Below are 14,382 nucleotides of genomic sequence, written 5' to 3'. Positions count from 1 at the left end.
GCCAGCCACCCGTCCCCCGCCCGTGTGGCGGCCGTAGTACTCGCCGGTGAGAGTGGCGCGGAGATCCCTTCCGTCCCCACAGGAGGTTGACGTGCGGAGAAGACTCGCCGCCCTGGCGCTGTCCGGCCTGTTCCTGGTCGGCGCCGCCGGCGTCACCAGCGCGAGCCAAGCCGCCCCCGCTGACAAGGAGCGTGCCGAACCAGTGGTCGTCGGACACCGGGGCGCGCCCGGCTACCGGCCGGAGCACACGCTGGCCTCCTACGAGCTGGCCTACCGCCAGGGCGCCGACTGGGTCGACGTCGACCTAGTGCCCACGAAGGACGGTCAGCTGGTCGCCCGGCACGAGAACGAGATCGGCGGCACGACCGACGTCGCCGCCCACCCCGAGTTCGCGAGCCGCAAGACCACCAAGGTCATCGACGGCGTCGCGCTGACCGGCTGGTTCACCGAGGACTTCACCCTGGCCGAGCTGAAGACGCTGCGGGCCACCGAGCGCATCCCGGACATCCGCCCGGACAACAAGATCTACAACGGTCGGTGGCAGATCGCGACCTACCAGGAGGTGCTGGACCTCACCAAGCGCCTCGGCCGCGAGCTGCACCGCACGCTGGGCACCTACCCGGAGATCAAGCACTCCACGTACTTCGCCTCGATCGGCAACCCCACCGAGCCGAAGCTGGTCGACCTGCTCAACCGCAACGGGCTGAACAAGCGGACCGCGCCGGTGATCATCCAGTCGTTCGAGGTGGCCAACCTCAAGGCGCTGAGCAAGCAGGTGAAGGTGCCGCTGGTGCAGCTCACCTCGGCCACCGGCGCGCCGGCCGACTTCGTCGCCGCCGGTGACAAGCGGACCTACGCCGACCTGGTCACCCCGGCCGGGCTGAAGGAGATCTCCACCTACGCCGACTTCCTCGGCCCGGAGAAGGCGCAGATCATCCCGCGGACCGCGGCCGGCGCGCTCGGCACGCCGACCACGCTGGTGAAGGACGCGCACGACGCCGGCCTGAAGGTCGTGCCCTACACCTTCCGCAACGAGAACAGCTTCCTGCCCACGAACCTGCGCTCGTCGGCCGACCCGTCGGACTGGGGAAACGCGTTCGCCGAGCTGGACGCGTTCCTCGCCACCGGCATCGACGGCCTGTTCGCCGACCAGCCGGACACCGCGCTGGTCGCCGTCCGGTCCTGAATGGACGCGGGCACGGCCACGCGCCGTGCCCGCGTTTTCGCTGTGCGCTGAAGTGATCCCGGCCACGTGAAAAGTCTTCGCGTCATAGCCTGTCGCCCGGCTAGTCTCGAAGTGGACTGAGGGGGATTTGCGCTTTTTCTTCGGGGTTTCCTCCTGCGGTCGGCCCTGCCCGCTCGTAGACCTTGGACGGACCACTTCATGACCACTGCTTCGGAACCAAGACCCGCGGACGCCGACAAACTCGACAGCGCGGTGCTCAAGGTCGCCGCTGTCGTCGTGCTCGGCAGCGTGATGGCGATCCTCGACACCACCGTCGTCAACGTCGCGCTCCAGGCCCTGACGCTGGAGTTCCAGACCTCCTTCGACACCATCCAGTGGATCGCGACCGGCTACATGCTGGCGCTGGCCACGGTCATCCCGGTCACCGGGTGGGCGTGCGACCGGTTCGGCACCAAACGGCTCTACATGCTGGCGATCACGTTCTTCCTCGTCGGCTCGGCGCTGGCCGGTGCCGCGTGGGACATCGAGTCGCTGATCGTGTTCCGGGTCCTGCAGGGCCTGGGCGGCGGCATGCTGATGCCCGCCGGCATGACGATCCTGACCAAGACCGCCGGCCCGCACCGCGTCGGCCGCGTGATGGCCGTGCTCGGCGTGCCGATGCTGCTCGGCCCGATCGGCGGCCCGATCCTGGGCGGCTGGCTGGTCGACTCGGTGAGCTGGCGCTGGATCTTCTACATCAACGTGCCGATCGGCGTGGTCGCGATCCTGCTGGCGTGGAAGCTGCTGCCCAAGGACGAGCCGCGCCCGGCGGAGAAGTTCGACTTCGCCGGCATGGTGATGCTCTCGCCGGGTCTCGCGGCGCTGATCTACGGCGTGTCGAACATCCCGCACCACGGCGGTGTCGGCGCGACCAACGTGTGGCTGCCGGGGCTCGCCGGGATCGTGCTGATCGTCGCGTTCGTCGTGCGCGCGCTGAAGGTCGCCAACCCGCTGGTCGACCTGACCCTGTTCCGCAACCGGACGTTCAGCATCGCGATGGTGACCATGACGCTGTTCATGATCGCCTTCCTCGGGTCGATGCTGATCCTGCCGACCTACTTCGTGCTGGTGCGCGGGGAAAGCGCGCTGCAGGCCGGTCTGCTGCTGGCGCCGCAGGGCATCGGCGCCATGATCACCATGCCGATCGCGGGCAGGCTGGTCGACAAGATCGGCGCGGGCAAGGTCGTGCTGCCCGGGATCCTGCTGATCATCGCGAGCGTCGCGGTGTTCACCCGGGTCGGCGCGGACACGTCGTACCTGCTGCTGATGGGCGCGCTGTTCGTGATGGGGCTCGGCATGGGCATGAGCATGATGCCGATCAGCACCGCGGCGCTGCAGACGCTGACGCAGCGCACGGTGGCGCGCGCCTCGACGGCGATGAACATCGTGCAGCAGACCGCGGGCGCCGTCGGGTCGGCGATCGTGTCGATCATCCTGGCCAGCCTGCTCGCCGGGAAGTTCGGCGTGGCGACCAGCGAGGGCCAGCTCGCGGCGACGGCGGCGCTGATGAACCCGGCGACGCACGACGCGGCGGCGGTGGGCAGCGCGGACGCGTTCGCCTCGACGTTCACCTGGACGCTGGTGCTGGTGGCGCTGTGCCTGATCCCGGCGCTGTTCCTGCCGAAGAAGCCGGCGCTGCCGCCGGAGGAGGACGCCACCGAGGGCGCCCCGCCCGCGGTGATGATGCACTGACGTGGACCGTCGGAAAGGGCCCCGGATTTCCGGGGCCCTTTTTCGCGTGCGTGCCGGGTCCCGGATGATCACTGACACACAACCGCGACCGCCAACCGGCGTCCTACGGCTATGCACGAGGTTGAGGACCGAGGGCCGCGTCCCCCGGTGTGGGGGCGCCGGTTGCTCGCGGAGCTGGTCGCCGCCAGGCGGGTGCTGGTGGGTGCGGTCGTCGTCATGGATGTGCTCGCCGTGCTGCAGGTGCTGACCACCGAGCCGGGCAACCAGGGGGACCTCGCGGTCTACCAGGAGGCCGGGCGGACCGTGCTCAACCACGGCCTCCTCTACGCCGACACCCTGGTGAACGACTTGTGGTTCACCTACACCCCGTTCGCGAGCCTGGCGTTCACTCCCCTCGCGCTGGTGCCCTACCCGGTGGCGAGCCTGCTGTTCACCGCCCTGCTGATAGTGGCGCCGCTCCCGCTGTGCCTGTTGACGGTGTTTCGGGCGCTCGGCCTCGACCGGTGGGCGTGGTTGCTGACCGGGATCGTGTTCGCGCCGGCGCTGCTGTGCCTCCAGCCCGTGCGGGACACCCTCGGTTACGGCCAGATCAACATGGTGCTGATGGCTCTCGTGCTGGTCGACTGTCTGGCCGAGCGGCCTTGGTGGCCGCGCGGCCTGCTGGTCGGCATCGCCGCGGCGATCAAGCTGACCCCGTTGGCGTTCCTGCTGTTCTTCCTGCTCAACCGGGACCGCAGGGCGGCACTCGTGGCCGGGCTGACCTTCGTGGCCGGTGCGATCGCCGCGTACCTCGCCCGGCCGGCGGACTCGATGTCCTACTGGACCTCGGCGATCTTCCGCACCGACCACATCGGACCCCTCGGCATTCGCATCAACCAATCCCTGCGCGGAACGATCGCACGGCCGGGCACCGGCCTGACGTGGCTGGACAGCACCGTGTGGCTGGTGGCCTGCATCGCGGTGCTCGTAGTGGCGGTGCTCGGGATGAGACGGGTACTCGCACAGGGTCAACCGGCCCGGGCGGTGGTGCTCAACGCGTTCGCCGCCCTGCTGGTGTCACCGATCTCGTGGTCGCACCACTGGGTGTGGTTCGCGCCGGCGATCGTGGTGCACGCGGTCCTCGGTCTGCGCACCGGTGACCGGACGATGCTCCGGCTGGCTCTGGCGGGTGCGCTGGTCGCGATGGCGCCCTCGATCGACACGATCACCGGCCGGTTCTTGCTCGTCAGCCCGTTCGTCGTGTACGCGGGGGTCACGCTGGTGCTCGCCGCGCGGCTCGGCCGTGCACGAGACGACGCGCTCTCGCGGGGTGGGGAGCGTGTCGCTGGGTAAGGATCAGGTATGGAGCTGCTGACCTTGATGGGCGTGCTCGCCGGTGCGCTCGGTCTCACCGCGATCGCCCGTCGGTTCAACCTGTCGGCGCCCCTGCTGGTCGTCGTGGTCGCGCTGGCCGTCTCGTTCATCCCCGGCGTGCCGCGGGTGCAGATGGAGCCGGAGCTGATCCTCACCCTGGTCCTGCCGCCGCTGCTGTACTCCACGGCGCGGGAGAGCTCGTTCGCCCAGTTCAAGGCCGCCGCCCGGCCGATCATCGGGCTCGGGGTGGTCCTCGTCGTCGTCACGGCGCTCGTCGTCGGGTTCATCGTGCACCTGCTGCTGCCCGACCTGCCGATGGCCTCGGCGTTCGTGCTGGGCGCGGTCGTCTCGCCGCCGGACGCCGTGACCGCCGCCGCGATCGGCCGCCTCCAGCGCCTCCCGCGCCGCCTGATGACCGTCCTCACCGGGGAGAGCCTGGTCAACGACGCCGCCGCGCTGACGCTCTACAAGATCGGCCTCGCCGCGGTGCTGGGCGCCGCGGGGTCGCTCGGCCACGGGTTCCTGGTGTTCCTCGTCGCCGCGGTGCTCGGGATCGGCGTCGGGCTCGGGGCGGCGGTGCTCGTCGCCTACATCCGGCGCAAGCTCGACGACCCCCTGGTGGAGTCGGCGTTCGGCATCATCGTGCCGTTCGCGGTGTACGTGGTCGCCGAGCACCTGCACCCGTTCTCCGCGGACTTCAGCGGTTCCGGCGTGCTCGCGGTGGTCGCCGCCGGGCTGTACCTCGGCGACCGGTCGCTGTACGCGGGCCCGGCGACGCGCGTGCAGGACTCGTCCGTCTGGGCGTCGTTCGACGTGCTGCTCGAAGCGCTCGTGTTCGCGCTGATGGGTCTGCAACTGCCGTTCGTGCTGGAGAGCGCGAACGAGAACGCGCGCGGCAACTGGCAGCTCTTCCTGTCCGCGATCGCCGTGCTCGCGGTCACCATCGCCATCCGGTTCCCGTACGTGTTCCTCAACGCCTATCTGCCGCACGCCCTCCGGTTGTTCGGCCGCGAACGCGAACGGCCGCCGACGCGGAACCTGCTCGTGCTGTCCTGGGCGGGCATGCGCGGGGTGGTGTCGCTCGCCGCCGCGGCCGGTGTGCCGCTGGTGACCCACTCCGGCCAGCCGTTCCCCGGGCGGGCCGAGATCCAGCTGTTCGCGTTCGTCGTCGCGATCGGGACGGTGCTGATCCAGGGACTCACGCTGCCCGCGGTGATCCGCAAGCTCGACGTGCACGACAAGGACGACGCCGAGCAGGACGCGGAGGAGGAGATGGCCGCCCGCGAGGCGGCGATGCACGCCGCGCTGAAGCGCCTGGACCAGCTGACGCCCGAGCTGTGCGACCGGCTGGACATCCCGCGGGAGAAGGCCGAACGGCTCGTCAACCGGCTGCGGGCCCTGGTCGAAACGCGGTACCGGGGAGCGGTCGCGGCGATCTCGCTCAGCGCCGAGGAACGCGAGTCCAGCCCGCACGCCGCGTTCGTCCAGGCGCGCCGCGAACTGCTGCTCGTCCAGCGGGAAACGATGCTGGCGCAACGAGCCGAGGGCAAACTCGACGACGAGGTGCTGCGCAAGGTGCTGCGTGAGCTCGACCTCGAAGAGCTGGCCCTGTCCGACACCCTCACCGCCCGGCTCTCGTGATCTACCGGGCCAGTTCCCCCAGCAGCTTCCAGGTGCGGCGCTGATCGTCGGCGCTGCCCAGGTCGGTCTGGGTGAACACCACCTCGGTGGCGCCGGCGTCGAAGTAGCGCCGGACCTCGGCCGCGGCGGTCTCCTCGTCGCCGATCACCGCAACTTCCCCGGCCCGCGACGCGCCCGCCAGACCGATGACCCGCTGGTAGGACGGGATCCGGTCGTAGAACGCCAGTCGTTCGAGGGCAGTCGCGCGCAGCCGGTCGATGTCGGAGGTCACCACCCCGGCGACGAACGCGACGACCCGCGGGTTTCCGCCGGCGGCGGCGGTGATGGCCGGGACGATCTCGTCGGCCAGGACCTTCGGCCCGGCCAGGAACGGCAGGGTGCCGTCGGCGAGTTCACCGGTGGCGCGCAACGCCTGCGGGCCCATCGCGGCGACCAGCAGCGGCACCGGGTCCGCGCCGGCGACCGCGGCCAGCGCCACTCCGATGCTCATGATCACCGGCAACGGCGGCCGGGTGGCGTGGATTCCGCGTCCCAGCTTCTGGGAGCCCTCGCCTCGACCCGGCACGCACGTCCCGCAGCTCAGTTCGGCGGCGGAGCCGCCTCACCACCCGGGCAGCTCGCACCGCCGCGGGGTTGGAGCGGCGGAGTCGCGTCAAGCGCGTCCGTTGAGCGTGGTGGGGGCCGCTACCGGCACCGCCACGCCGGCCGTGGAACCGGTTACAGGAACTGGTGCCGCACGATCGTCTGCTCGCGGCCCGGGCCGACGCCGATCGCCGACACCCGGGCCTGCGACAGCTCCTCGATCCGCTCCACGTACGCCCGCGCGTTCGCCGGCAGCTCCTCGAACGTCCGGCAGTGCGAGATGTCCTCCCACCAGCCGGGCAGCTCCTCGTAGATCGGCACGGCGTGGTGCACGTCGGTCTGCGTCATCGGCATGTCCTCGGTGCGGAAGCCGTCCACCTCGTACCCGACGCAGATCGGCACGCGCTCCAGGCCGGACAGCACGTCGAGCTTGGTGAGGAAGTAGTCGGTGATCCCGTTGACCCGCGTGGCGTACCGGGCGATCACCGCGTCGAACCAGCCGGTGCGCCGCGACCGGCCGGTGGTGACGCCGAACTCGCCGCCCGCCTTGCGCAGGTGCTCGCCCATCGCGTCGTTCAGCTCGGTCGGGAACGGGCCCGACCCGACGCGCGTGGTGTAGGCCTTGAGGATGCCGAGCACCGTCGTGATCCGGCCCGGCCCGATGCCGGAGCCGGCGCTCGCCCCGCCCGCGGTCGGGTTCGACGAGGTCACGAACGGGTAAGTGCCGTGGTCGACGTCGAGCAGCGTGCCCTGCGACCCCTCCAGCAGCACCGTCTCGCCGTTCTCCAGGGCCTTGTTCAGCTGCAGGCGCGTGTCGGCGATGCGGTGCGCGAACTTCTCGCCGGCGGCCAGCACCTCGTCGGCCACCTGGTCGGCATCCAGCGCCTTGCGGTTGTAGACCTTGACCAGCACCTGGTTCTTGAACTCCAGGGCCGCCTCGACCTTCTGGCGGAAGATCTTCTCGTCGAGCAGGTCCTGCACGCGCACGCCGACGCGGGCGATCTTGTCCTGGTAGCACGGCCCGATGCCGCGGCCGGTGGTGCCGATCTTCCGGCTGCCGAGGTAACGCTCGGTGACCTTATCGATCGCCACGTGGTAGGGCATGATCAGGTGCGCGTCGGCGGAGAGCAGCAGGCGGCTGGTGTCCACGCCGCGCTTCTCCAGGCCGTCCAGCTCGTCGAGCAGCACGCCGGGGTCGACGACCACGCCGTTGCCGATCACGTTGGTCACACCCGGCGTGAGGATCCCGGACGGGATGAGGTGCAGGGCGAAGTTCTCCCCGTTCGGGAGCACGACCGTGTGACCGGCGTTGTTGCCGCCCTGGTAGCGGACGACCCACTGGACACGGTCGCCGAGCAGGTCGGTCGCCTTGCCCTTGCCTTCATCGCCCCACTGGGCACCGATGAGCACGATGGCCGGCATGTGACACTCCAGGTATTCGGCAACAGGAAATTCAGCGCAGGCAAATGCCGGTGCATGAGCGTAACGGAGGACCCGGTGGCGCGGGGAACGGTGCTGGCTTGCGGGTCTGGTTCGTCACTCGTTCGCAACGAGCCAGGGGTGCGGGAAGTGCCCGGGCGGCCCGGCCGGAACGACGTGGATCCCCTGCTCGAGGCCACTTCCGGGGAGCCGCTGATCGTCGTGGGCACGGATGCGGACCTGGCCGCGGTCGTGGTGCGAATCATGCGGAAGAACCGGTTGGGGGACACGCCGGTGGGATACGTGCCCACCGATCCGGGCTCGCCCGCGGCGCGGCTGTGGGGGCTGCCCGCGGACCCGTCGGAGGCCCTCGCGCTCGCCCGCAAGGGTGAGCCGCGGCCGCGCGTGCTCGTGCGCGACGACAGCGGCGGGGTCCTGGTGGGTGAAGCGACGATCGGTCCGGTCACCGGTGAGGCTTACTGTGACGACACGGTCGCGCTGCGTGGCTCGGCGCGGTCGTTCGTGGTCCGGCCCGGGGAGCAGGGCGTGGACGTGCGCGTGGTCCGGGGCCTGTTCCGGCGGGTCACCGAGGTGTCCGGGCGGGCCTGCCAGCTGGGCTGCCACCCGGTCGACGTCGTGCAGAACGGGGTCGCGCACCCGCGGCCGGTGTCGCGCTGGACCTGGTACCGGCACACCGAGGACCTGCTGGCGATCACTGATCGTTGACCTACTGTCGTCGGTAACTCACCCACAGGTATTGCTTTCGCCATCTTCATGTCCGACCTTCGGGAGGTCCGCACCGATCACCCGAAGGCGGCACCATGCGCATCGCCCGAAACTCGCTGATCGTCCTCGGCCTCTCGGCCCTGCTCACCACCGGCATCGCGACCGGCACCGCGGTCGCCGAACCGCCGAACATCCCGTCCGAGACCACCGCCCGCTCCGAACTGGCGGCACTGACCGTCAAGGCGGACGGCACCTCCACCGGCTACTCCCGCGACAAGTTCCCGCACTGGGACGACCAGGGCGGCAGCTGCAACACCCGCGAGGTCGTGCTCAAGCGGGACGGCACGAACGTCGTCACCGACTCCAGCTGCGCGGCCACCTCCGGCACGTGGAAGAGCCCGTACGACGGCGCGACCTGGACCGCCGCCTCCGACGTCGACATCGACCACGTCGTGCCGCTCGCCGCCGCCTGGCGGACCGGCGCGTCGGCGTGGACCACCGCCAAGCGCGAGGCGTTCGCCAACGACCTGACCAATCCGCAGCTGATCGCCGTCACCGACAACGTGAACCAGGAGAAGGGCGACAAATCGCCCGACGAGTGGAAGCCGCCGCTCACGAGCTACTGGTGCACCTACGCGAAGATGTGGATCGACGTGAAGTACGAGTGGCAGCTGACGATCGACAGCGCGGAGAAGGCGGCGCTGACCGAGATGCTGGATCGCTGCTGAGTCAAGGAATCCGCGGTTTCGCCCACGGGCTGGGAAGCACGGTTCGACCGCTGGAATCGTGCCTAGCGTTGATCTCGTGTCTCCCAGCCTCCCCGCGAAAACCCTGCCCCTCGCCGCTGCCGCCGCGCTGCTCGTGGCCGGATGCTCGTCCGGCTCGACGGCGGCGGACGCGGGACCGCCCCGGCCCGGCGGCACCCTGACGATCGCCGTCGGCTCCAACCCCGACTGCATCGACCCGCAGCAGGCCGCGACCAACGTCAGCCTCAACGTGGGCCGCCAGCTCGTCGACTCCCTCACCGACCAGGACCCGGCCACCGGCGAGATCGAGCCGTGGCTCGCGCAGCGGTGGGAGAGCAACGCCGACTCCACGAGCTTCACCTTCCACCTGCGCACCGGCGCGACCTTCGCCGACGGCACCCCGGTCGACGCCGCCGCGGTGAAGACCAGCTTCGACGGCATCAAGGCCCTCGGCGCGAAGGCGCAGCTGGGCTCCGGCTACCTCGCCGCGTACACCGGCGCCACGGTGGTCGACCCGCAGACCGTGCGGATCGACTTCTCCGCGCCGAGCGCGCAGTTCCTGCAGGCCAGCTCGACCATGTCGCTCGGCATCCTGGCGCCCGCCGCGTACGCGAAGACGCCCGATCAGCGCTGCCAGGGCGACGGGCTGATCGGCTCCGGGCCGTTCGTCTTCGAAAGCTTCAAACAGAACGCCGGCATCATCATCGCCAAGCGCCCCGGCTACGACTGGGGCTCGTCGCTGTGGCAGCACCAGGGTGAGGCCTACCTCGACAAGGTCGACTACAAGATCGTGCCCGAGCCCGGCGTGCGCACCGGCAGCCTGCTGTCCGGCCAGCTCAAGGCGACCACCGAGGTGCAGCCGGTGGACGAGGCGCAGTTCCAGGGCGGCGGGTTCGGCACGCAGACCCGGCCCAACCCGGGCATCGTGTTCAACCTGCACGCCAACGTCACGCGCGGCGTCCTGACCGACGAGACGGTGCGCCAGGCGGCGAGCAAGGGCGTGAACCGCCAGGAGGTCGTCGACACCGTCCTGTCGCCGAACTACCGGCCGGCGAGCAGCATCCTGGCCTCGACCACCCCGCTGCACGCCGACCTGTCCGCCCAGCTCGCCTACGACCCGGCGGGCGCGGCGCGGCTGCTCGACGCGGACGGCTGGGTTCCCGGCCCGGACGGCATCCGCGTCAAGAACGGGCAGCGGCTGGCGGCGACGGTCGTGTACGCGCAGGTGTTCAACCAGAGCCAGAGCGTCCTGGAACTGCTGCAGCAGCAACTGCGCCGGATCGGCTTCGACCTGCGGCTCGAACCGCGCACCAGCGCCGAGACGCTGCAGATCCAGCAGTCCGGGAACTACGAGTTCCTCTGGTACAACGTGACCCGCGCCGATCCGGACATCCTGCGCAACACCTTCTCCACCAAGGCGGGCAACCGCAGCAGGCTCCAGCCGGGCAACCCGCTCGACGCCGCACTGGACGCGCAGGCCGCCACCGTCGACCCGGCGGCCCGCAAGCCGGCGGCGGAGGAGGCGCAACGGCTCATCGTCGACCACGCGTACTCGATCCCGGTGTTCGAACTGACCCAGGTGGTGGCGCTCGGCCCGGACGCGCACGCGGTGAACTTCGAGGCCTCGTCGCGGTTGCAGCTGTTCGACACCTGGGTCTCGGGCTCATGACGCGGCACCTGCTGCGCCGGGCCGGCCAGGCGGTGGTCGTGCTGTGGGCGGCGTTCACGGTGTCGTTCGTGATCCTCTACCTGCTGCCGGGCGACGCGGTGCTGGCCAAGCTCGGCGGCGGGGACGCCGGCGCCACGGTGACCGCCGAGCAGCTGGCCCAGGCGCAGGCCGAGTACGGGCTGGACGAGCCGTGGCCGGTGCAGTACGGAAAGCGCTTGCTCGCCGCGCTGCACGGCGACTTCGGCACGTCCATCACCACCGGCGACAGCGCCACGCACATGGTGCTGTCCGCGTTGCCACCGACGCTCGCGGTGGCCGGGCTCGGGCTGGTGCTGGCGTTCCTGTTCGGCGGCGGCGCGGCGCTGGCCGGCACCTACACGCGGCACCGGTGGCTGGGCAACCTGCTGCTGTCGCTGCCGCCGCTGGGGATCTCGCTGCCGGTGTTCTGGGTGGGCCTGGTGCTGATCCAGATCTTCTCGTTCCAGCTGCGGGTGCTGCCCGCGCTGGGCAACCAGGGCGTGCAGTCGCTGATCCTGCCCGCGATCACGCTCGCGCTGCCCACCGGCGCGATCATCGGTCAGGTGCTCGCCAAGAGCCTGCGCACGCAGCTCGCCGAGCCGTACGTGGAGATCGTCCGGGCCCGCGGCGCCGGGCGCGCGCGGGTCCACTTCGGACACGCGTTGCGCAACGCGGCGATCCCGGCGCTGACCATGCTGGGTGTGGTGACCGGGCAGCTGCTGGCCGGGTCGGTGGTGACGGAGACGGTGTTCTCCCGCGACGGCGTCGGCCGCGTCACCACGGCGGCGGTCAACGGGCAGGACATCTCGGTGGTGCAGGCGGTGATGGTGCTGGCCGCGTTCGTCTTCGTGGTGATCAACCTCGCGGTCGACCTGCTGTACCCGCTGCTGGACCCGCGGGTCCGGAAGGAGGCGGCCGGTGTCTGAGGTCCTCGCCGTGCGGGCGGGTTTCTGGGTGCGGCGACCCGGGCTGGTGCTGTCCGTGGTGGTGCTCGCGGTGGTCGTGCTGTGGGCGCTGGTGCCGTCGGTGTTCACCAGCTACGACCCGCTCGCCGGGGTGCCGCGGGAGAAGTTGCAGGGACCGTCGGCGGCGCACCTGTTCGGCACCGACGAGACCGGGCGGGACGTGTTCGCCCGCGTCGTGCACGGCGCCGGGGCGTCGTTGCGGGCGACTCTGCTGGCGGTGCTGATCGCGCTGGTGGCGGGCTCGGTGCTCGGCCTGGTCGCCGGGCCTCGGGGCGGATGGCTCGACTCGGTGCTGATGCGGGTGATGGACGTGCTGCTCGCGATCCCGTCGATCCTGCTGTCGCTGGCGCTGGTCACCGCGCTCGGGTTCGGCACGACGAAGGTGGCGATCGCGGTCGGGGTGGCGAACGTGGCGAACTTCGCCCGGCTGATGCGGGCGGAGGTCATCCGGGTGCGGACGGGCGTGTACGTCGAGGCCGCGCGGGCGAGCGGCGTTCGGTGGTTCGGGGTGCTGACCCGGCACATCCTGCCGAACGCGCTCGGGCCGGTGGTGGTGCTGGCGGTGCTCAGCTTCGGCACCGCGGTGCTGGAGATCTCCGCGCTGAGCTTCCTCGGTTACGGCGCGACGCCGCCGTCGCCGGAGTGGGGGTCGCTGGTGTCGGCGGGGCGCGCGTACCTGGCGAGCGCCTGGTGGATGACGACGTTGCCCGGGCTGGTGATCGCCGCGGTGGTGCTGGCGGCGAACCGGTTGTCGCGGGCGCTGGACGGAGAACGGGATGAGTGAGCTGCTGGTGGTGCGGGATCTCGCCGTGTCGTACCGGGGCGTGCCCGCGGTGCGATCGGTGGACCTGACCGTACGAAGTGGACAGACGGTCGCCGTGGTCGGCGAATCCGGTTCGGGCAAGTCGACGACCGCGCACGCGGTGATCGGGTTGCTGCCGAGGGGTGGGCGGATCGTCGGCGGGTCGATCACGTTCGACGGGCGTGAGCTGACCTCGTTGTCCTCCCGGGCGTGGCGGGGCGTTCGCGGCCGGGAGATCGCGTTGGTCCCGCAGGATCCGACGGTGTCGCTGAACCCGGTCAAGCGGATCGGGGAGCAGGTCGGGGAGGCGCTGGTGATCCACGGCCTGGCGACCCGGCGGACCGCGGCCGCGGAGGCGGTGGAGTTGCTGGCGCGGGCGGGGGTTTCGCGGCCGGATCTGCGGGCGCGGCAGTACCCGCACGAGCTGTCCGGCGGGTTGCGGCAGCGGGCGTTGATCGCGGCGGCGCTGGCCGGGAAGCCGCGGTTGATCATCGCGGACGAGCCGACGAGCGCGCTGGACGTGACGGTGCAGCGGCGGATCCTGGATCACCTGGCGGAGCTGGCGGCGGCGGAGAACCTGGCGTTGTTGCTGATCACGCACGACCTCGGGGTGGCGGCGGACCGGGCGGACGAGATCGCGGTGATGTCGGAGGGGCGGCTGGTCGAACGGGCGCCGAGTGCGGAGCTGCTGGCGGCGCCGTCCCAGGCGTACACGCGCCGATTGCTGGCGGCGGCGCCTAGCCTGGCTACTGCGCCGCTGCGATCCCGTCGGCCGTCGGGGCCCGCGTTGGTGTCGGTTTCCGGGCTGCGCAAGGACTTCGGCGAGGTTCGCGCGGTGGACGACGTGTCGTTCGACATCCCGCGGGGCCAGACGCTGGCCCTGGTCGGCGAATCGGGTTCGGGCAAGTCGACGACGGCGCGGTTGGTGTTGCGCTTGGCGGAGCCGTCCGCGGGTTCGGTGGTGTTCGATGGCGTCGACGTGACGGCCGTGCGAGGTGCCGAGCTGCGGCGGTTGCGGAGGCGGATGCAGCTGGTGTACCAGAACCCGTACGCGTCGCTGAACCCGAAGCTGACGGTGGGCCAGATCGTGTCCGAGCCGCTGCGGGCTTTCCGGGCTCCCGGGAGTCCGGCTGAGCTGTTGGAGCAGGTCGCGCTCCCGGCGTCGATGCTGCGGCGCAAGCCGGCCGAGCTGTCCGGCGGGCAGCGCCAGCGGGTGGCGATCGCGCGGGCCCTGGCGCTGCGCCCGGACCTGGTGGTGCTCGACGAGCCGGTGTCCGCGTTGGATGTTTCGGTGCAGGCGCAGATCCTCTCGCTGCTGGCCGGGTTGCAGGACGAGCTGGGCCTGACGTACCTGTTCATCTCCCACGACCTGGCCGTGGTGCGGCAGGTGGCCGACCGGGTGGCGGTGATGCGCGCGGGAGAGGTGGTGGAGAGCGGCCCGGTGGACGAGGTGCTGCAGAGACCCCAACACGCCTACACGAAGGACCTACTGGCATCAATCCCAGGCCGAGTGGCGGAACGAACCGGAGCTGAGCTGCGCCGGG

12 protein-coding genes are annotated in these 14,382 nt (G+C 70.9%); 10 read left to right on the top strand and 2 right to left on the bottom strand.

Annotation, left to right across the window (positions count from 1 at the left end; all coding sequences use genetic code 11):
- The first annotated feature begins 118 nt into the window (after nucleotides 1-118).
- From D0D15_RS33080 to D0D15_RS33065, 4 genes are all read left to right on the top strand, one after another.
- Entirely contained in the window at nucleotides 119-1,186 is a 1,068-nt protein-coding gene (locus tag D0D15_RS33080; RefSeq protein WP_094006547.1) for a glycerophosphodiester phosphodiesterase, read from the top strand.
- A 198-nt stretch (nucleotides 1,187-1,384) separates the two neighbouring features.
- The gene (locus D0D15_RS33075) at nucleotides 1,385-2,917 is read left to right on the top strand and encodes a DHA2 family efflux MFS transporter permease subunit (RefSeq protein WP_094006540.1); all 1,533 of its coding nucleotides are present in this window, start codon (nucleotides 1,385-1,387) and stop codon (nucleotides 2,915-2,917) included.
- 111 nt (nucleotides 2,918-3,028) lie between these two features.
- Entirely contained in the window at nucleotides 3,029-4,249 is a 1,221-nt protein-coding gene (locus tag D0D15_RS33070) for a glycosyltransferase 87 family protein (protein ID WP_094006539.1), read from the top strand.
- A gap of 9 nt (nucleotides 4,250-4,258) precedes the next feature.
- On the top strand, nucleotides 4,259-5,911 hold the full coding sequence (locus tag D0D15_RS33065) for a Na+/H+ antiporter (protein WP_115945015.1): 1,653 nt from the start codon (nucleotides 4,259-4,261) through the stop codon (nucleotides 5,909-5,911).
- Nucleotide 5,912: 1 nt separating this feature from the next.
- On the opposite strand, the gene D0D15_RS33060 is transcribed toward D0D15_RS33065, so the two are convergent.
- Nucleotides 5,913-6,401 (bottom strand): LLM class flavin-dependent oxidoreductase, encoded by a 489-nt coding sequence (locus D0D15_RS33060; RefSeq protein ID WP_233157348.1) that lies wholly within the window; start codon nucleotides 6,399-6,401, stop codon nucleotides 5,913-5,915.
- Nucleotides 6,402-6,628: 227 nt separating this feature from the next.
- Complete coding sequence (locus D0D15_RS33055) at nucleotides 6,629-7,915, bottom strand: adenylosuccinate synthase (protein ID WP_094006537.1); 1,287 nt, start codon at nucleotides 7,913-7,915, stop codon at nucleotides 6,629-6,631.
- Nucleotides 7,916-7,969: 54 nt separating this feature from the next.
- Between D0D15_RS33055 and D0D15_RS33050 the strand changes: the two genes are divergently transcribed.
- The 6 genes from D0D15_RS33050 to D0D15_RS33025 form a co-directional block, all read left to right on the top strand.
- The gene (locus tag D0D15_RS33050) at nucleotides 7,970-8,638 is read left to right on the top strand and encodes a hypothetical protein (RefSeq protein WP_198958274.1); all 669 of its coding nucleotides are present in this window, start codon (nucleotides 7,970-7,972) and stop codon (nucleotides 8,636-8,638) included.
- Nucleotides 8,639-8,733: 95 nt separating this feature from the next.
- Nucleotides 8,734-9,366 carry an HNH endonuclease family protein gene (locus D0D15_RS33045; RefSeq protein ID WP_094006535.1) on the top strand — a complete coding sequence of 211 codons (633 nt, stop codon included), beginning with the start codon at nucleotides 8,734-8,736 and terminating at the stop codon, nucleotides 9,364-9,366.
- A gap of 76 nt (nucleotides 9,367-9,442) precedes the next feature.
- On the top strand, nucleotides 9,443-11,053 hold the full coding sequence (locus D0D15_RS33040; protein ID WP_233157347.1) for an ABC transporter substrate-binding protein: 1,611 nt from the start codon (nucleotides 9,443-9,445) through the stop codon (nucleotides 11,051-11,053).
- The gene (locus D0D15_RS33035; RefSeq protein WP_094006534.1) at nucleotides 11,050-11,997 is read left to right on the top strand and encodes an ABC transporter permease; all 948 of its coding nucleotides are present in this window, start codon (nucleotides 11,050-11,052) and stop codon (nucleotides 11,995-11,997) included. The genes D0D15_RS33040 and D0D15_RS33035 overlap by 4 nt, the downstream gene beginning before the upstream one ends.
- Complete coding sequence (locus D0D15_RS33030; protein WP_094006533.1) at nucleotides 11,990-12,820, top strand: ABC transporter permease; 831 nt, start codon at nucleotides 11,990-11,992, stop codon at nucleotides 12,818-12,820. The genes D0D15_RS33035 and D0D15_RS33030 overlap by 8 nt, the downstream gene beginning before the upstream one ends.
- A partial coding sequence (locus D0D15_RS33025; protein ID WP_162830714.1) for a dipeptide ABC transporter ATP-binding protein occupies nucleotides 12,813-14,382 on the top strand: 1,570 nt, incomplete at its 3' end. The genes D0D15_RS33030 and D0D15_RS33025, both read left to right, overlap by 8 nt.

This window comes from Amycolatopsis thermalba (assembly GCF_003385215.1).
Taxonomy (GTDB): Bacteria; Actinomycetota; Actinomycetes; order Mycobacteriales; family Pseudonocardiaceae; genus Amycolatopsis_E; species Amycolatopsis_E thermalba.
The sequence above is the reverse complement of the archived record's forward strand: the minus strand, read 5'-3'. Positions and strand labels throughout refer to the sequence as shown.